The organism is Roseivirga echinicomitans (genome assembly GCF_001592935.1).
In the GTDB taxonomy this organism is placed as follows: domain Bacteria; phylum Bacteroidota; class Bacteroidia; order Cytophagales; family Cyclobacteriaceae; genus Roseivirga; species Roseivirga echinicomitans.
Genome location: NZ_LRDB01000023.1, coordinates 370,710 through 389,069, shown reverse-complemented (window position 1 = coordinate 389,069; position 18,360 = coordinate 370,710). Strand labels below are relative to the sequence as shown.

15 protein-coding genes are annotated in these 18,360 nt (G+C 41.5%); 7 read left to right on the top strand and 8 right to left on the bottom strand.

Annotated elements, in window-relative coordinates:
• Positions 1-26: 26 nt before the first annotated feature.
• Positions 27-2,645 carry an ATP-dependent chaperone ClpB gene (gene clpB / locus AWN68_RS13035; protein ID WP_068416503.1) on the bottom strand — a complete coding sequence of 873 codons (2,619 nt, stop codon included), beginning with the start codon at positions 2,643-2,645 and terminating at the stop codon, positions 27-29.
• Positions 2,646-2,808: 163 nt separating this feature from the next.
• Between clpB and AWN68_RS13030 the strand changes: the two genes are divergently transcribed.
• The 3 genes from AWN68_RS13030 to AWN68_RS13020 all read left to right on the top strand — a co-directional run bounded on the left by AWN68_RS13030 (position 2,809) and on the right by AWN68_RS13020 (position 6,815).
• A complete protein-coding gene (locus AWN68_RS13030) occupies positions 2,809-3,231 on the top strand; it encodes an acyl-CoA thioesterase (protein WP_068416377.1) in 423 nt (140 codons plus the stop codon).
• A gap of 17 nt (positions 3,232-3,248) precedes the next feature.
• On the top strand, positions 3,249-4,289 hold the full coding sequence (rlmN, locus tag AWN68_RS13025; RefSeq protein WP_068416376.1) for a 23S rRNA (adenine(2503)-C(2))-methyltransferase RlmN: 1,041 nt from the start codon (positions 3,249-3,251) through the stop codon (positions 4,287-4,289).
• Between the two features lie 81 nt (positions 4,290-4,370).
• Complete coding sequence (locus tag AWN68_RS13020; RefSeq protein WP_068416373.1) at positions 4,371-6,815, top strand: TonB-dependent receptor; 2,445 nt, start codon at positions 4,371-4,373, stop codon at positions 6,813-6,815.
• Here the strand turns inward: AWN68_RS13020 and AWN68_RS13015 are convergent.
• Genes AWN68_RS13015 through AWN68_RS13000 form a run of 4 tightly spaced genes read right to left on the bottom strand, consistent with a single transcriptional unit; the run spans position 6,812 to position 10,766 of the window.
• Positions 6,812-7,726, bottom strand: coding sequence for a rhomboid family intramembrane serine protease (locus tag AWN68_RS13015; protein ID WP_068416368.1), 915 nt, complete (start codon positions 7,724-7,726; stop codon positions 6,812-6,814). The genes AWN68_RS13020 and AWN68_RS13015 overlap by 4 nt on opposite strands.
• Before the next feature lie 5 nt (positions 7,727-7,731).
• Positions 7,732-8,529, bottom strand: coding sequence for a rhomboid family intramembrane serine protease (locus tag AWN68_RS13010; protein ID WP_068416366.1), 798 nt, complete (start codon positions 8,527-8,529; stop codon positions 7,732-7,734).
• A gap of 5 nt (positions 8,530-8,534) precedes the next feature.
• Positions 8,535-10,397, bottom strand: coding sequence for a DNA mismatch repair endonuclease MutL (mutL, locus tag AWN68_RS13005; RefSeq protein WP_068416364.1), 1,863 nt, complete (start codon positions 10,395-10,397; stop codon positions 8,535-8,537).
• Positions 10,398-10,412: 15 nt separating this feature from the next.
• Positions 10,413-10,766 carry a hypothetical protein gene (locus AWN68_RS13000; RefSeq protein WP_068416357.1) on the bottom strand — a complete coding sequence of 118 codons (354 nt, stop codon included), beginning with the start codon at positions 10,764-10,766 and terminating at the stop codon, positions 10,413-10,415.
• 109 nt (positions 10,767-10,875) lie between these two features.
• On the opposite strand from AWN68_RS13000, the gene AWN68_RS12995 reads away from it, so the two are divergent.
• Genes AWN68_RS12995 through AWN68_RS12985 form a run of 3 tightly spaced genes read left to right on the top strand, consistent with a single transcriptional unit; the run spans position 10,876 to position 15,796 of the window.
• Complete coding sequence (locus tag AWN68_RS12995) at positions 10,876-13,803, top strand: glycoside hydrolase family 3 N-terminal domain-containing protein (RefSeq protein WP_068416500.1); 2,928 nt, start codon at positions 10,876-10,878, stop codon at positions 13,801-13,803.
• Positions 13,804-13,841: 38 nt separating this feature from the next.
• Positions 13,842-14,984, top strand: coding sequence for an N-acetyl-alpha-D-glucosaminyl L-malate synthase BshA (gene bshA / locus AWN68_RS12990; protein ID WP_068416355.1), 1,143 nt, complete (start codon positions 13,842-13,844; stop codon positions 14,982-14,984).
• A gap of 11 nt (positions 14,985-14,995) precedes the next feature.
• Positions 14,996-15,796 carry a Rossmann-fold NAD(P)-binding domain-containing protein gene (locus AWN68_RS12985; protein WP_068416353.1) on the top strand — a complete coding sequence of 267 codons (801 nt, stop codon included), beginning with the start codon at positions 14,996-14,998 and terminating at the stop codon, positions 15,794-15,796.
• Positions 15,797-15,808: 12 nt separating this feature from the next.
• On the opposite strand, the gene AWN68_RS19010 is transcribed toward AWN68_RS12985, so the two are convergent.
• From AWN68_RS19010 to AWN68_RS12975, 3 genes are all read right to left on the bottom strand, one after another.
• The gene (locus tag AWN68_RS19010; protein ID WP_157716201.1) at positions 15,809-15,976 is read right to left on the bottom strand and encodes a hypothetical protein; all 168 of its coding nucleotides are present in this window, start codon (positions 15,974-15,976) and stop codon (positions 15,809-15,811) included.
• Positions 15,977-16,163: 187 nt separating this feature from the next.
• Positions 16,164-16,580: a DUF1761 domain-containing protein gene (locus AWN68_RS12980; RefSeq protein ID WP_068416352.1), complete on the bottom strand. Its 417-nt coding sequence runs from the start codon at positions 16,578-16,580 to the stop codon at positions 16,164-16,166.
• A gap of 23 nt (positions 16,581-16,603) precedes the next feature.
• Positions 16,604-17,050 (bottom strand): hypothetical protein, encoded by a 447-nt coding sequence (locus AWN68_RS12975; RefSeq protein ID WP_068416351.1) that lies wholly within the window; start codon positions 17,048-17,050, stop codon positions 16,604-16,606.
• Between the two features lie 212 nt (positions 17,051-17,262).
• On the opposite strand from AWN68_RS12975, the gene AWN68_RS12970 reads away from it, so the two are divergent.
• Complete coding sequence (locus AWN68_RS12970) at positions 17,263-18,360, top strand: vWA domain-containing protein (protein ID WP_068416497.1); 1,098 nt, start codon at positions 17,263-17,265, stop codon at positions 18,358-18,360.

Here is an 18,360-nt window from a genome sequence, read left to right as displayed (position 1 = left end):
TTTTTATGTTGCAGTTAGTTTAAAAACTACAACTCCTCTACTTTTTCAATATTCACAAATTCGATTTCCTTATCTGCTGTAAGCTCAATGCTCACGACCGAATCTTTATCAATTTTACTTGATAGAATCTGTTTCGAAAGTTCATTCAATACTTTGCGCTGAATCACTCTTTTGAGCGGACGGGCACCGTATTGTGGATCCCAACCTAACTCTCCAAGGTAATCAAGCACTTCGTCAGTCGCTTCAATTTCAATACCGTTTTCACTCAATTGTTTTTGAATTAAGCCAAACTGAATTCGAACAATCTGCCTGATGTTATCGCGGTTGAGCGGCATAAACATGATCGTTTCGTCAATCCTGTTCAAGAACTCTGGCCTCACTGCTTTTTTCAGCTGATTCATCACTTCAAGCTTGGTTTCGTCAATCACGTCCAATAAATTCTCGTCAGTAATATTGGCGAAGTTGTCTTGAATAATTGTTGAACCAATATTGGTTGTCATAATGATGATCGTGTTTTTAAAGTTAGCGACCCGGCCTTTACTGTCCGTTAATCGTCCATCGTCTAAAACCTGTAAAAGAATGTTGAAAGCATCTGGGTGTGCCTTTTCAATCTCATCCAATAAAATTACTGAATAAGGTTTTCTACGCACCGCTTCTGTCAACTGACCGCCTTCTTCATAGCCCACATAGCCTGGAGGCGCTCCAATCAATCGACTCACCGCATGACGCTCTTGATATTCTGACATATCAATACGCACCATATTGTTTTCGTCATTGAAGAGGTATTCCGCTAAGGCTTTCGCCAATTCGGTTTTACCGACCCCAGTCGTTCCTAGGAAAATGAAAGAACCAATCGGACGCTTAGGGTCTTGCAAACCAGCTCGACTTCTTCGAACCGCATCAGACAAGGCGGTAATCGCTTCTTTCTGCCCTGCAACGCGTTTGCCCAATTCTTCTTCTAAGTGAAGTAGTTTTTCACGATCAGATTGAAGCATTTTGGAGAGGGGAATCCCCGTCCATTTTGCTACAACTTCAGCAATGTCGTCTGCATCCACTTCTTCTTTCAACAAGGTTTTTTCACCTTGCATCTCCTTCATCTTAGCTTTTTGCTCTTCTAGCTTCTGCTCTGCTTCTACAATCTTACCATAGCGAATTTCTGCCACTCGACCGAAATCTCCTTCACGTTCTGCTTTTTCTGCTTCAGACTTATAACGGTCTATGCTTTCCTTTGCTTCACGAATGCTTGTGATCACCGATTTCTCGTTTTCCCACTTCGCTTTAAGGTCATCTCGTTTTTCAGAAATGTCTGCAATTTCTTTCGAAAGCACAGTTTCCTTGTCTTTGTTTTTCTCTCTACGAATGGCTTCGCGTTCAATTTCCAATTGCATGATCTTACGGTTCATCTCATCCAATTCCAGAGGAAGAGAATCCATTTCAATACGCAATTTGGCAGCAGCCTCATCCATTAAGTCAATCGCCTTATCAGGCAAGAAACGATCGGAGATGTATCGGGTCGAAAGCTCTACAGCAGCAATTACCGCATCATCTTTAATTCGAACCCCGTGGTGCACTTCATATTTTTCTTTGATTCCTCGCAGAATAGAAATGGCATCATCACGGTCTGGCTCATCGACAATTACAGACTGAAACCTTCTTTCTAAAGCCTTATCTTTCTCAATGTACTTTTGATATTCTTTTAATGTAGTGGCTCCAATGGCATGAAGCTCGCCACGTGCCAAAGCTGGTTTTAAAAGATTGGCAGCATCCATAGCACCTTCACCACCGCCTGCTCCAATCAAAGTGTGAATCTCGTCAATGAAGAGAATGATCTCTCCTGCGGCATCTTGCACTTCTTTAATAACCGCTTTCAAACGCTCTTCGAATTCGCCTTTGTATTTGGCGCCCGCTACCAAAAGCCCCATATCCAGTGAGATAATGGTTTTTGATTTTAGGTTTTCTGGCACATCACCATCGATGATACGCTGTGCGAGACCTTCTACAATAGCAGTCTTACCTACTCCTGGTTCACCTAAAAGAATTGGGTTGTTCTTCGTTCTTCTTGAAAGAATTTGAAGCACCCTTCTAATTTCTTCATCACGCCCAATTACAGGGTCAATTTTACCTTGGCTAGCGAGTTCATTCAAATTTTTTGAATACTTGCTCAGCGACTGATATTTGGACTCTGCATTGGCATCCGTTACGCTGTTTCCACCGCGTAATTCCTTAATGGCAGCAATGAGTTCTTTCTTTCCAAAGCCAACCTCCTTCATCATGGACGCTACTTTGTCTTTTCCTGCCAAAAGGCCAAGAACGATATGCTCAATGGCTACATACTCATCTTTGAAATCCTTCAGGAATTCTAATGATTTTGTAAGTGCCGAATGGGCATCGTTAGATAAATATGGCTGCGAACTACTTCCGCTTACTTTTGGGTATCCGTTTACTATATCTTCCAGTTTGGTTTCAAACTGCACCTTGTTCACACTCAATTTTTTTATCAGGAAAGAAAGTACATTCTCATCCGATAAAAGGATCGCTTTTAAAAGGTGTCCCGGCTCGATGGCTTGCTGCTCATTTCCAGCGGCAAGTTCGGCCGCCTTTTGAATGGCTTCCTGCGATTTGATTGTATATTTTTTAAAATCCATGATTGTTATTTGCTTTAAATATTCTTCAGCTTTTACGCTGACAACCCTAGCATTACAAATCACAATCCACTGTTGATGTTCGGAAAATTTGGCCGAAAAATGCTGGCTCATTTCGTTTATTCGGACATTATGTCTTAGATTTACACAAAAAATATTTAGAAATATGCCAAGAGTGAAGATAGAGTTACCCGATGTTTTTCTGTTTGAAACCGAAATCAAAGTCAGAATTTCAGATATTAATTATGGTGGGCATTTGGGTAACGATAGTGTGCTGAGCATGATTCATGAATCGCGTTACCGTTTCTTTAATTCGCTTGGTTATAAAGACGAACTTTCGGTTGATGGTTGTGGTACAATTCAAGCCGATGTAGCCATTGCCTACAAGGGCGAAGCTTTTCATGGAGATGCCATTAAAGTTAAAGTAGCGGTCGCAGAGATTAGTAGGAAAAGCTTTGAGTTGGTGTACAGATTGAGTTGTGGCACCAAGGAAATTGCCCGAGCAAAAACGGGAATTGCCATGTTCGATTACAAAGAAAACAAAGTGGTGAATATCCCTTCGCCATTCCTTTCAAAGATTCAAGCTTAGATCGTTACCTTTGCAAAATGGTTGAGGCAAAACGCGACATTAGACAACTCTCGCTCGAAGAAATTCAGGAGTTTTTTGTGAGCATTGGAGACAAGGCTTTTAGAGCAAAACAGGTATATGAATGGCTTTGGAAAAAATCGGCAAAGGATTTTGACCAAATGACCAATATCTCGCTTTCTACCCGTGATCTTCTTAAAGAAAAATTCAGCATCAATCACATTAAAGTCGATGAGATGCAGCGCAGTTCAGATGGTACCATCAAGAATGCTGTGAGGTTACATGATGGCATGACGGTGGAATCGGTGTTGATTCCAACAGGGACTCGTATTACCGCCTGTATTTCATCTCAAGTGGGTTGTAGCTTGGATTGCCACTTTTGCGCCACTGCCCGTCTTAAGCGCATGCGTAACTTAAACCCTGATGAAATCTACGATCAGGTAGTCGCCATTAAAGAAGAAGGTGAACTTTACTTTGGTCGTCCGCTGACCAATATTGTGTACATGGGAATGGGCGAGCCTTTGCTCAATTACCAAAACGTAATGGAATCCATCCGTAAAATCACTTCGCCAGAAGGCTTGGGCATGTCGCCCAAGAGAATTACGCTTTCTACCGTGGGCATTCCAAAAATGATTATGCGCATGGCCGATGAGGACATGAAGTTCAATTTGGCCGTATCATTGCATTCCGCCATTGACGAAACGCGCTCGAAAGTAATGCCGATTAACGAGAAAAGTGACCTGAATGAATTGGCGGAATCGTTGATCTATTGGTATCAGAAAACAAATCGAAAAATCACTTTTGAGTATGTGATTTGGAAAGACATTAACGATGACGAAAGGCACGCGCACGCCTTGGCCAAATATTGTGGCCGTGTGGCCTCCAAAGTTAATTTGATTGAATACAATCCGATTGATGATGGCATGTTTCAACAAGCAGCCCCGGAAAAAACCGAGATGTACGAGAAGATTCTTGGTGAGAAAGGCATTATTGTAAACGTGCGCAGAAGCCGAGGGAAAGATATTGATGCGGCTTGTGGTCAATTGGCCAATAAGCTATAAACCTTTTGGCTTTACGACCGTCTATAAATTATCTTATATTCTGATTTCCCTGATTAATTCTCTTGTGTTTATCCTGATTTCATGACCAAAAAAATAATTCTAGTAGGACTGCTAGCGTTGGTGTTCAGTGCCGTTCAGGCTCAAAAAGGCACTACAGTACAAGAGAAACTCGACTATTATAATCAAGAATATCCTCAGGAGAAGGTTTACCTACACACCGACAGAAAGTATTATGCACCTGGCGAGCCCATTTGGTTCCAGTCGTATTTAACGGCAGGCTACCTTCATGAACCTTCTCCCTTCAGTGCAAATGTTTATGTTGAACTCTATTCTGATACTGACAGCTTGGTGGCCGAAAAACTGATTTTTTCTGAAGGTGGATTCGGTCAAGGAGTTATTGATGTTCCTCAGGAACTGTCAGAAGGCAATTATGTATTGCGTGCCTACACCAACTGGATGCGCAATTTTGACCAAAACTTCTTTTTTGAAAAGCCCATAGTAGTAGTCACTGGTTCGGAATTAGAGAGAGCTATTTCTACTACGAATAGGAGAATCGATCTTCAGTTTTTTCCTGAAGGCGGAAATTTGGTGAGTGGAATTCCTACCAAAGTGGGCTTCAAAGCAATAAATAGCTCAGGCAAAGGTATTTATGTGGAGGGTGAAGTGTATAACAGTATTGGCACAAGAATTACGAGCTTTAATACCGAACACGATGGTATGGGACTGTTTACCTTGCTTCCTCAGAAGGGAGAATCCTATAGCGTTAAGTTGACAGGTGAAAATGAAACTTATAGCCTTCCCAAATTGGAAAACGAAGGCTATGGCATTCAAGTAATCCAACGGCCAAACCAGTTGAGATTAATATTTAGGGCTAACGTAAGCAAACCTTCAACAGGCAGATTTAAAGCGCTAATACATACCCGCGGTTTGGTATCACACACCATAGAAGTCGACCTTTCAAAGGGTGAGGCCTTAGGAGTGATTTCTACGGCTGAAATACCAGCTGGCACCTCTCATATTACCCTTTTTGATGAGAATGATAGGCCTTTGCTGGAGCGTTTGGTATTTATTGAACGTCAGATAGAAACAAGCTTGAATTTAGATAAGAGTAGCTATAAGGCAAGAGAGAAGCTTACTACAAAAATTAAACTGACTGATACGAACGGAGATCCTTTCAGAGGGATGATGTCGATGAGTGTTTTGGATATGGATAAAGTAATTGATGGGAGTCCGGAACAGACAATTTACTCAGAATTATTACTCAGTTCGGACCTGAAAGGCTACGTTGATAATCCGATGTACTACTTCAATGGAGAAAATACCGAAGCCATAAAACACCTTGATTTGGTAATGATGACCCACGGCTGGAGCCGGTTTGTATGGAATGACTTAATGAATGATAATTACCCAGGCTTCGATTTCCCTGTAGAGCTGGGGGTTTCTTTGGAGGGAACGCTGTACAAAGAATCGAGTAAGAAAACAGAATCTTCTGGCAAGGTAACCCTAGTGAATAATCGTTCTTTTCCTCCGCTTATATTAGAAGCAGAAACGGATAAGGATGGTCGTTTTTCGTTTCAAAATTTATTGGTGTACAAGTCGGATAACCTTTTGCTGAAGGGGAAAAGCTCGAAAGATAAAGACAACGTTCGCTTTGAAGTTGATACCCTGAAAGAGAGGGTAAACTCTCCGTTACCCAATTTTAAGTCCGTCTTTAGCCAAGAAGAGGTGTTAGAAAAAGAAGACTTTTTGCAATTCAAAAAAGAGAGAGATATGATTGAAAGGGCCTTTAATCCAGACTCTTTATTCACCGACTTAGGGACGGTAATGGTAGAAGGCAGCAAGTTACAAGTCGAGCGGGAAGACAAACAACTGAAAGAGAAAACGGCTTATGGCAGAGGGACTTCGGCTTTTGATTTCACAGAATGGTCTGCCACCGGCGCCTATACCAATATTTTCTCTGCTTTGATTGGCAAGTTTCCAGGGGTTACTGTGCGCATGGGACCAACAGGAGAACCCACTGTGGTGATCCGTGCAGGAGGCTTTACTTACCCAGCACTTTTTTTACTAGACGATGTTCCCACTGACGCTGCCTTAATTTCAGGTTTATCTCCTATGAATTTCTCAAGAGTAGTTCTATTTAAAGGGTTGGCGGCCACTGCTATTTTTGGAGATGCAGGAAAAGGCGGTGTGATGGCCTTCTATACAAAGTCGGCCGATGGTATATCATTAAGCCCAGAAGAGTTAAAAAACAGCAGTACAATGATCGTAGAGTTGCCTTATACCTATGACCAACCCCGGGAGTTCTATACGCCCAAGTATGACGTTCAAAAACCAGAAGATGCCAAGCCTGATAAACGTGCCGTTTTACACTGGCAAACCATGATTGAGTTAGACGAAAATGGAGAAGCTACTATCGAGTTTTGGAATTCAGATGATGCTAAACGCATAATGATTGATGTGCAAGGATTGACCAACTCTGGTATTCCATTCTTCATCAACAAAACTTATGCTATAGGAAAGAACTAATCCTTACTGGCGTTAAACAACTTTTGTTTTTCTTCTTTGGTTAGTGCATCATAGCCTCTGTCAGAAATTTTATCTAGAATAGCATCAATTTCACTTTGCGAGGTTTCTGACTTCTTCTTTTCAGGAGATTTAGAGCTCTTGGTTGATTTAGCACCGCTGCTCGACTTAGCACTTCTATAGGTTACCTTAATTTTTGGCTGTGGCTTAAAAAGGCTTTTCACCCAAGTGATAAACTGAACAACAACCCTGCTCCAGTCATTACCACTTTTTAGTTGGGTAATAAATAAGAACCCAGCCAAGGCACCTCCTAAGTGTGCTATTTCACCTCCAGCATTGGAGCCTGTAGATTGAAGTAATGAGGTAATGACATAAAATGCTGCGATATACTTTAACCTTACGGGGCCAAGAAAAATCAAAGGAATTGTAAAGTTGGGCATAAAAGTAGCCGCCCCAACAACAATAGCGATTACACCTCCAGAAGCTCCTAAAAGGTATGTTCCTTCAATTGCTGGTGCGTAGTAGGGAAGTAAGTTATAAACAAGCAAGTATAAGATTCCGCCAAAAATCCCACCCCAAACATATAATCCTAAGACCTTATTTTGCCCTATGTATTCTGCTATAATTTTTCCAAACCAGTAGAGGAACAGCATATTGAAAAGAATATGGAAGAGCCCTTCGTGGTAGAAGAAGTAGGTGATCAAAGTCCAGGGTTGGTAGATCAGCTGGCTGGGGTCTGCAGGAAGCATAAGGTAATGACTAATGCTTTGGAAAAGCCCACCATAGCCTGCAATAGTAAAGAATACGCCTATAACTCCCAGTACTACAAATGCCACCACATTGATGACAATCAACTGGTTTAAGATATTTCCCGTTTTAAACGCGAGCTTAAAATCGTCTAGAATGCTGTTCATGTGTTTTAATAAAATTCCCGTCTATTCTTTTTCCAGTAGGTTACCAAGAAAAAGGCAATGATTGCACCCCCGATATGTGCCAAATGTGCCACGTTATCTCCTTGCGATCTTTGAAATTCAGCGAACAGTTCGTAAAGAATGTACACCGTAACCAAATATTTTGCCTTAATGGGAAAAGGAAGAAACAGCAGGAAAAGTTCGGTATTCGGGAATAAAAGGGCAAATGCCGCTAGAATTCCAAAGACGGCTCCCGAAGCTCCCACCATTGGGTAGTCACCAAAGAAGGCATAAAGCCCTCGTGCATATTGAATAGACTCTTGTCTTAACTGAGGGCTGTCTTCATTTCGAGAATACTGCTCAATAAAAGGATAAATGTATTCTGGTTTGTATACGTTATGTTCCGCGATTAATCGGTTAAAATCCTCAGAATTGGGGTTGTCCAAATAGCTTTCAACGTCATTTTTAATGGCGCTCACCTCTAAGTAATTTGCTCCGGTGTAGAAAAGGCCCGCGCCCACACCTGTGACCATATACAGGATGATGAACTTCTTTGGTCCTAAAAACTGCTCTAAGAGTGGTCCGAAAATAAAGAGGGCAAACATGTTCCCGAAAATGTGCATCGGACTCGATATGTCATGTAGAAACATATAAGTGACAAACTGCACTGGATTAAAGTTATCAGAGGCAATGAAGTACAAGCCAAAGCGGCTACCCAAATCCATTTTCAGTAAAAACTGAACCAACCAAATTCCGATATTAATATATAGGAGGTTTTTTACAAGGGGAGTAAGTCGTCCAAACATAGGTGTTAGTTAAAAAACTGGTCTATTTTTTCCAATTCCATTAAGAAAGATGTTTTTCTTCCGTTAGGTGAATAATTCGGGTTCTTGCATGCAAAAAGTTGGTCGATCAATGAAGCCATTTCTTCTGGTGACAGCGTTGTCCCTACTTTTAAAGACGAACGTTTCGCGATTGATCTAGCAATGTTTTCATCAGCACTAATCGAGAGCTCCGATTGATTTTGCTTGAACTGTTCAACAAAGCCCTCGAACAATTGTTTTTCGTTGGCTGCTTTTAAATCCGCTGGCACTCCGTTGATCACCACCGTGTTTTTTCCAAATTCTGAAAACTCAAAACCAATGGCACTGATTTCATCTTTCATACCCATAACGAGGGCAAAGTCAGCAGGGTTGAGTTCCAAGCTTTGTGGAAACAACGATTGCTGAGAAGCACCTGATCGATTCTGGATCATCTGAAAAAAACGTTCATACAAAATACGTTCATGCGCCTCTTGCTGTGCCACTAATAGCAAACCAGATTTTACATGGGTTGCAATATACTTTTTATGAATTTGAAAATACTTTGCCGAGGGTAAAACCGCTTCATGATTCGGTTTGTAACTCTCTGCTGTATTGGCGGCACTCCCCATAGTCACCGTACTTTGGGCTTCTGGGTGAATGTCGAGCTGAGCGTTGTGTCTTTCTTCCTTTTCTATGTCCTTCTGTAGCCCGTCATAGAGCTTTTCCCAGTGCGAAGTAGATTCACGCTTTTTGTCCAAGTCTCTGAACTGCCCATAATTTCTATCCGATTGGCTTGGGCTGATTCCAGTGCTTGAACCTTGAGGCTGTGGCCGGAAGGAGGCGAAGTTGACATCGGCTCCAAAATCTAAGGCAGGAGTAATATTGTGCGTTCCTAAAGCTTGTCTTACTGCAGCCTTTACTATGGCATAAACCGTGCGTTCATCGTCAAACTTTATTTCGGTTTTGGTTGGATGAACGTTGATATCGATGTGCTTAGGGTCGAGCTCTAAAAAGAGGGTGTAAAAAGGGAAATTACCGTCAGGAATAAGTCCTGTAAAAGCGGTAGTGACGGCATGGTTCAGGTAGTTGCTTTTAATAAAACGGTTGTTCACAAAAAAGAACTGCTCGCCACGGGTTTTCTTGGCGAATTCGGGCTTCCCTACATAACCGTAAACCTTCAGCATGTCGGTTTCTTCCAAACAAGAAGCCATTTGTGCTTGGTATTTCTTGCCGAAAATACCCACGATTCGGTTGCTCAGCTTACCTGAAGTGAGGTGATACATTTCTAAATCGTTGTGGTACATGGCCATTTCCACTTGGGGGTTAGATAAGGCCACACGCTGAAATTCGTCCACAATATGACGGGTCTCAACAGAATTTGACTTTAAGAAATTCCGCCTAGCGGGAACGTTATAGAACAAATTTTTCACACAGAAGGAAGTACCTACAGGAGTTGAAACTGGCTCTTGCTTTTTTACTTCCGAAGCTTCAATTTGGAGCAATACCCCAAGCTCTTCGCTTTCCTTTCTAGTTTTGGCTTCTACCTGACTTACCGCAGCAATTGAGGCCATGGCTTCGCCCCGAAAGCCCATTGTTTTTATGGTGAAGAGGTCTTCTGTAGAACGAATTTTTGAGGTGGCATGACGCTCGAAACACATGCGAACATCTGTTTCAGACATTCCTGTGCCGTTATCAATTACTTGAATTAGCGCTTTACCCGCCTCTTTTATAATGAGTTTAATATTCGTGGCGCCAGCATCAATGGCATTTTCCAATAGCTCTTTGACCACCGAAGCAGGACGCTGCACTACCTCGCCAGCGGCAATCTGATTGGCGATATTATCAGGAAGTAATCGTATTAAATCGGGCATGAAAGTTTGAAGAAATTACTTTCGCATTTTCTTCCAAATTAAATAAGGAACATAAAGAAGGGCAAGGTAGAAAATATCCTTTCCGATGTAAACGAAACCACCCACAAACAGTATTAAAATAACGAAAATGATCAAACGCAACATGATGGTTTGGTCCACTCCGTTTTTGGCGTGCTTCATGTTTTTTCTAAATGAACCTTCAATCTGTGAACGATAACCCGGATCGAGATTCGCATTTTCGTTCATCCCCATTTCAGCTTTAATTCTACTGGTACGGTTTTCGATGTCTTCTTTAACAGGATCGTAGTACCGAGGCTTGATATCGTATCGCTGATAATTAGGTTTCTTTACAAGACTTGGTAGCTTCATAATATTGTTTCTTATAATTTGGCGTTCTTTATACCGCAAAGAATTTCGCTATAAAATGCACCATGAGCAAATTTATAGTTTATTTGCTATAACTAAAAATTACGGCATAATGCTTAAAAAAGTTACTTACACCTTTCTTCTACTCACCCTTTTTGTTGCAGCCGCTAGTGCTCAAAAGATCTATTCAAAAATAGATACCGTAAGCCAAAAAGCTTGGGCCGATAGTGTTTTCAATAGCATGACTCCAGAAGAAAGACTGGGCCAACTTTTTATGGTGGCGGCTTATTCTAACCTAGATGAAAAGCATTTTGCTGAAATCGATGCCCAGATTTCTAAATACAACATTGGTGGTTTAATCTTCTTTCAAGGAGGAGCAGGCAGACAAGCCAACCTTACCAACCGCTTTCAGGCAAAAGCCAAAGTGCCATTGGCCATTGCTATGGATGCAGAATGGGGGATAGGCATGCGACTGGACAGTATTATGGACTTTCCGAAGCAAATGACTTTAGGCGCGATTCAAGATAACCGACTGATTTATGAAATGGGCAAGGAAGTAGCCAATCAGTTCAAGCAATTGAATATGCACATCAACTTCGCGCCAGTAGTCGATGTAAATGTGAATCCTAAGAACCCAGTAATTGGCTATCGGTCTTTTGGTGAAAATAAATTCAATGTGGCTGAAAAAGGTGTGGCCTACATGAAGGGCATGCAAGATTTTGGCATTATGGCCAACGCTAAGCACTTCCCTGGTCATGGCGATACGGATGTTGATTCTCATGCGGATTTGCCAGTGATTAACCAGAGCAAGGAGCGGATGAATGACATTGAGCTTTACCCTTTTAAGGCTTTAATGAAAGATAGTTTGATGAGTGTAATGGTGGCACATTTGCAAATTCCCGCTTATGACAGCCGAGAGAAAACCCCCACTACACTTTCAAAAAAAGTAGTAACCGACCTTCTGAAAAATGAACTTGGCTTTGACGGCTTGGCCTTTACCGATGCCATGAACATGCAGGGCGTGGCAAAATATTACGAACCTGGCGAAGCTGATGTACGCGCTTTGATGGCTGGCAACGACATTATCCTTTTTCCTTTAGATGTAGCCAAGGGCATTGATCAAGTAAAGAAGGCCATCAAAAAAGGAGATTTGACTCAAGCCTCTTTGGATTATCGGGTCAGAAGAATTTTGGAGGCTAAATATTGGATGGGGCTTTCTAAGGTTGAACCAATTTCTACCGATAACCTTACCGAGCGCATTAACACCAGTTATGCTGAAATGTTGAATCGCATACTTTACCAGAAAGCGATGACGGTGGTAGATAATACAGATGAGCTTTTACCAATCATTAGACTGGACAGCACCAAGTTTGCCTCACTGAACTTTGGTATAGCTGATAATCAAGAGTTTCAGAACACGCTAAGTAAGTATGCTAAATTCGATCACTTTAAGGCGGGAACAACTTATCAGTCTTTATTAGAGTCGCTTTCTTCTTACAATACGGTGGTTGTTGGCTACGGTGGAATTACCAATTCAACCAAAGATCAACATGGCGTAAAGTCGGATGAAGTTCAGTTCATTCGTGATTTGCAGGCCAAAACCAATGTCATCGTTGTGGCATTTGGCAATGCTTATGGGCTTCAATTTTTTGATGGGGTGAAGAATATTATTTGCACTTACGAAGACAATGAAATTACAAGAAATATTGCTCCGCAAATCATTTTTGGAGCACTTCGTGCCGAAGGTAAATTACCAGTAACCACTGGCAGCTTTAAAAATGGCACAGGAATTAAGACGATGACCGCGTCTCGTTTGAGCTTTGGATTACCAGAGGAAGTGGGGATGGACTCTGAAACATTGAAAGGTATTGATGCCTTTATGAAAAAAGCAATTGACGGAAAAGCGACCCCTGGAGGTCAAGTGATGGTAGCCAGAAAAGGGAAAGTGATCTTCAGTAAGAATTATGGTTATCAAACCTACGACAGTCTCATCGCTGTAGATGATGAAACCATGTACGATTTGGCTTCAATCACCAAAGTGATGGCCAGTGTTCAGGTGCTGATGTACCTCAACGAAAACGGCCTCATCGACATGAATAAAACATTGGGCGATTACTTGCCCGAAGTGAAAGGGACGAACAAGGAAGACTTAGTCATTCGGGATGTGCTTTTGCATCAGGCTGGACTTCAACCTTTCATTCCGTTTTGGAAAAGAACGGTGGACAATGGCGTTTTAGATCAGGCCTATTATAGCGAGACTCCGGGCCCGAGTTATAATTCTACTGTTGCCGACCATATGTATGGAAGCCCAGCCTTGGCTGATTCACTTTGGAAATGGGTGATTGATGCGGACCTGAGAAAAATGCCTAGAGGTGAAGAGAAGTACGATTACCTCTATTCGGATATGGGTTATTATTTCTTTTACAAATTGGCCGAAAATATTTTAAACAAACCCTTCGATAGTTTCTTGAACGACAGACTTTATGCCCCACTTGGTTTACAAACCATGGGGTATTTGCCTACCGAAAAAGGCTTTCTACAAGAAATTGCCCCAACCGAAGACGATAACCTTTTCAGAAAAACTTTATTGAGAGGAACTGTGCACGACCAAGGTGCTGCTATGTTTGGCGGAATAGCTGGACATGCGGGTCTGTTTTCTAATGCCCTCGATTTGGCCGTTCTTATGCAAATGCATTTACAATTGGGCCAGTATGGAGGTCAGAAATATTATGATTTAAATACCATTCCTGCTTTTACCAATCAACAAACCGAAGATAATCGCAGAGGAATGGGCTGGGATAAACCAATTGTGGGCAAAGATGAAGGGCCAACCTCACGTTATGCCTCAGCATCTACTTTTGGGCACTCTGGCTTTACGGGTACTGCGGTTTGGGCTGACCCTGAGCAGGAGCTAGTATATGTCTTCCTTGCGAATAGGGTTTATCCGAATGCAGAAAATGCAAAACTGATTCAGTGGAATATCCGTACCAAAATTCAAGATTTAATCTACGAGTCGATCTGGAACTTTAATAAAGACTAACCAGTTGAAAGAAAGTTGGCTTTAAAGCGCTAGAATTAATGAATATTGGAATCGTGTGTTACCCAACCTTTGGTGGTTCGGGAGTTGTAGCTACAGAACTAGGAATAGGGCTGGCTAAAAAGGGATATAAAATTCATTTTATTACCTATTCTCAACCTACTAGGTTGGACTTCTTTAACGAGAACCTCTTTTATCACGAAGTAAACATTCGTTCCTATCCACTTTTCAAATTCCCTCCTTACGAACTCGCATTGGCCAGTAAAATGGTGGACGTAGTGAAATACGAAAAGCTTGATTTGCTGCATGTGCATTATGCAATTCCACACGCTTCGGCTGCGGTGTTGGCAAAGCAAATCCTGAAAGATCAAGGCATTGAAATTCCAGTGATTACAACTTTGCACGGTACAGACATTACTTTGGTGGGTAAAGATCCATCGTATGAGCCTGTGGTAACCTATAGCATCAACCAGTCGGATGGCGTTACTTCGGTTTCTGAAGATTTAAAGAAAGATACCTACAAGCATTTCAACATTAGACGTGAAATTGAGGTGATTCCCAATTTTATCGATTTAGAAAAATTCAAGAAGCAACGTAAAGAACACTTTAAAACAGCCATCTGCCCTAATGGGGAAAAGCTGATTGTTCACACGTCAAACTTTAGAAAAGTAAAGCGTATTGACGATGTGGTGAAAGTGTTCCATAAGATTCAAGAACAAATACCTGCGCGTTTGCTTTTGGTAGGCGATGGCCCAGAAAGAAGTCATATCGAAACGCTTTGCCGTGACCTAGGTATTTATGACGAAGTAAGATTCTTAGGGAAATTAGAGGCGGTGCAAGAAGTGCTTTCTGTTGCCGATTTATTCTTAATGCCTTCTGAAAAGGAAAGCTTTGGTTTATCTGCTTTAGAGGCCATGGCTTGCGAAGTGCCATTGGTGACTTCTGATGCGGGTGGTATTCCTGAGTTGAACCTTCATGGTGTAACAGGCTTTGTGTCGCCAATTGGTGACGTGGAGGACATGACGAAAAATGCCCTGCATATTCTGAAGGACGAAAATTTACCGACTTTCAAAACAAATGCGCTAAAAAGAGCTAAGGATTTCGATATCACGAACATTCTTCCACAGTACGAAGCATATTACGAAAAGGTAGTTGCTGAAATGAAAGCGAAGGCCACGGTCTAAAAGAACTCCGAATGAAAGTGAGTATCGTTGGTTGTGGTTGGTTAGGCTTGGCTTTAGGAAAGAAATTATCTGAAGAAGGCTTTTCTGTATTGGGCAGTACTACTTCAAAAGAAAAATTCGATTCGCTTTCCAATGCAGGAATTAGTCCGTTTTTACTCAAAATGGACCCCATGCCTATGGGCGAAGATTTCAACGCCCTTTTTCAAACCGATGTACTCGTTATTAATATTCCCCCAGGGAGAAAAAGAAATACGCCTGAGTTTTATGGCGAACAAATCAAGTACCTGAAATACTTGGTGGATCAGCACAAGGTGCCCAGAGTGATCTTTGTGAGTTCCACCTCATATTACCCTAATACAGAGGGTTGGGTGACCGAAACTACCGATTTCGATTTAGAAAATGGATCGACAAAAGCGGTGGTATATGGTGAAAGAGAAATTCGCCATGTGGAGGCTAAACTTACTGTTCTCCGTTGTGGAGGCTTAATGGGCGAAGACAGAATTCCAGGAAAGTGGTTTGCAGACAAGGCCACATCAGGAGCCATTACACCAGTTAATTACATTCATCGCGATGACGTCATCAATATTATTCAGCAATTAATAAAGGGTGATTTGCTAGAAGAGGGCACACTCAATTTAGTTTGCCCAGAACACCCAACACGCAAAGAAGTACACGAATCCATGGCGCATAAGCATAACTTTGACCAACCCATTTGGGAGGCGCCTGAACTTATTGATTCTAAAAAAGTGTCGGGGAAAAAGCTTACTGACCTAGGGTATAGCTTCTTAAAACCGAGTCCTCTGGATTTTTAATGAGAAGCTAATTCAGCTCTCAATTACCTCTAAAAAAAGCTCACCACGTTTTAATTTGTTGATGGCCTTTATAGACTTCAATCGGTTATTAATTTGAGTGAACATTTCATCTTCGGCTTGGGCTATCTGCCAGCCTTGTTTGTAGGCAACAGGTAGTGTTTGTTGTTTCTGATTTTTCATGTCTGAGTTGTTTGACCATACCTAAATAAAAAAATTGCTCAGTTAGTTCCCGAGATGACCATCGAGTACAATAATTTTTTTAGTCACATCCAAGACGATTTAAAGCCCATGAATGTTTAGGTGATGACAACCTAAACGCATGGGCTTTGGGATTTGTTATTTATTGTGCTGTTTTTAACGTGTTTGATTACTTCCAAATGCCTAAAATGACACCGATAATGGTAAAGGCGATGGTGTGATAGAGTGAATCAATCATGATTAGACCAACTCCTTTTCTAGCGAAATTATAATTTAACGCGGTAGAAGGAATAATAAAGAATAGGCCTGTCATTAAGCCCATCATTCCACCCATTGTGGCATCCATATCTGGGTTTTCACCAAAACCATAAAAAAACATGGCCATTCCAAAACTTACCACAAATGAAAGAATCAGAGCGCTACCGAATAGCTTTCCCATATTACCTTTCTTGAGTTCTTCATCAGAGAGACCATTGCCTCGCTGCCACGCTTTGCCGAAAAGAGGGCCATACCATATAGCGCCTAGTGCAAAATAGGCCACTGTCGATACGACAACCGCCAACCAATTGATGTTTGAAATGTCCATAGTTTATTAATTTGGTTAAAAAATCATTTCTTGATTTGAATGCCCGAATACAAATCATCTGGCAGACCATCTTCATCCCAGTCCAAAAAACCTGTAAACTCTGCCTTGCCATCCATCCACACAAATTTGTAAGCAGTGGTGATGTCATTTTCCGTAAGGTAAATACTGTCGCCTTTTACTTCCCATGTACCGAAAGTTTCCATGGATACTTCCCCAGATAGATCGGTATAGATAGAAGTATAATTTCCGTCAATTGTGTAGGTGGTTAAAATGGGTTTAATGCCGAGAATCTCTTCCCAGCTACCAATAGGCACTTTGAAGGCCGTCTCTTCTGGTTTACCATGGTCTATGGTGACGATCATGGATTCGTTGTACCATTCGCCAATAATGAATTCAGCATTGTTGGTTTTAGAACAAGAAGACATTGCGCAAAGTGCGAGGCCGAAAAAGAGCAGTTTAGTGAGTTTCATTCAGTTTATGTTATAAAAGTTAAGCAAAGGAAGGCAAAATTAGCCGTTCGCTAAAGCGTCTTTTATTTGAACCGGTTACTAAATGTAAGTAATTACCTAATAATTAAGATGTCCAAACTGGAGTTTTATTAGGTCAGAACAGTCGTAGATTGCCAAAAGAAACCAGACTTAAATTAAACCAATTCATTATCAATCGCGTTGTCAAGGCATTCATGAAAGGATATCGATTTTCAAAATACATTCCGCAAAAAACGGCTGGGCAATCGGCCTTTGACAACCTACTGAATATCTTCTTGCAGTTGATTAGTATTACAGGAGGTGAGGCTGGCGAAGCCCTCAGCTGGTTGACGAATTTAGATAAGCAATACAACATCACCAATGGTAATTATGGCATCGGTGATTTTATTGAAGACCTTAAAGATAAAGGCTACCTAACCGAGCAAAACGGAGACGGTAAATTTCAGGTGACGGATAAAACGGGGCAGGAAATCAGAAAATCTTCTTTGGAAGAAATTTTCGGCAAGCTGAAAAAGTCAGGAAAAGGACAGCACAAAACTTCCTTTTCAGGAGTAGGAGATGAGACGGGCACCGACAGACGTCCCTTCGAGTTTGGTGATTCTCTTCAGCAAATCGCCATGACGGACTCTATTCGCAACGCGCAAATCAATAACGGTTTCGGAGAGTTTAAGCTGACCGAAAATGACTTGGAGGTCATTGAAACAGAATACAAAACTCAGACTTCAACCGTGTTGATGATTGATATTTCTCATTCCATGATTTTGTATGGGGAAGACAGAATTACGCCAGCTAAAAAAGTAGCGATGGCCTTGGCCGAACTTATCAAAACCAAATACCCAAAAGACACACTCGATGTGATTGTATTTGGGAACGATGCTTGGCAGATTGAAATCAAGGATTTGCCTTACCTGCAAGTTGGGCCTTACCATACCAATACCATTGCTGGGCTAGAGTTGGCCATGGATATTTTAAGAAGAAGAAAAAACGCCAACAAACAGATTTTCATGATTACAGATGGGAAGCCCACCTGCATGAAAGTTGGAATTAAATACTACAAGAACGCCTTTGGGCTCGACCCAAAGATTTTTAATAAAACACTGAACTTGGCGAGTCAGTGTAAGAGATTACAAATTCCTATTACCACTTTTATGATTGCGTCAGATCCATATCTGAAGGAATTTGTGAAGGAATTTACCGCAGCCAATAACGGCAATGCCTATTACAGTAGCCTCAAAGGCTTGGGGCACGTTATTTTTGAAGACTTTAAACGCAATCGCAGTAAACGATTTTAA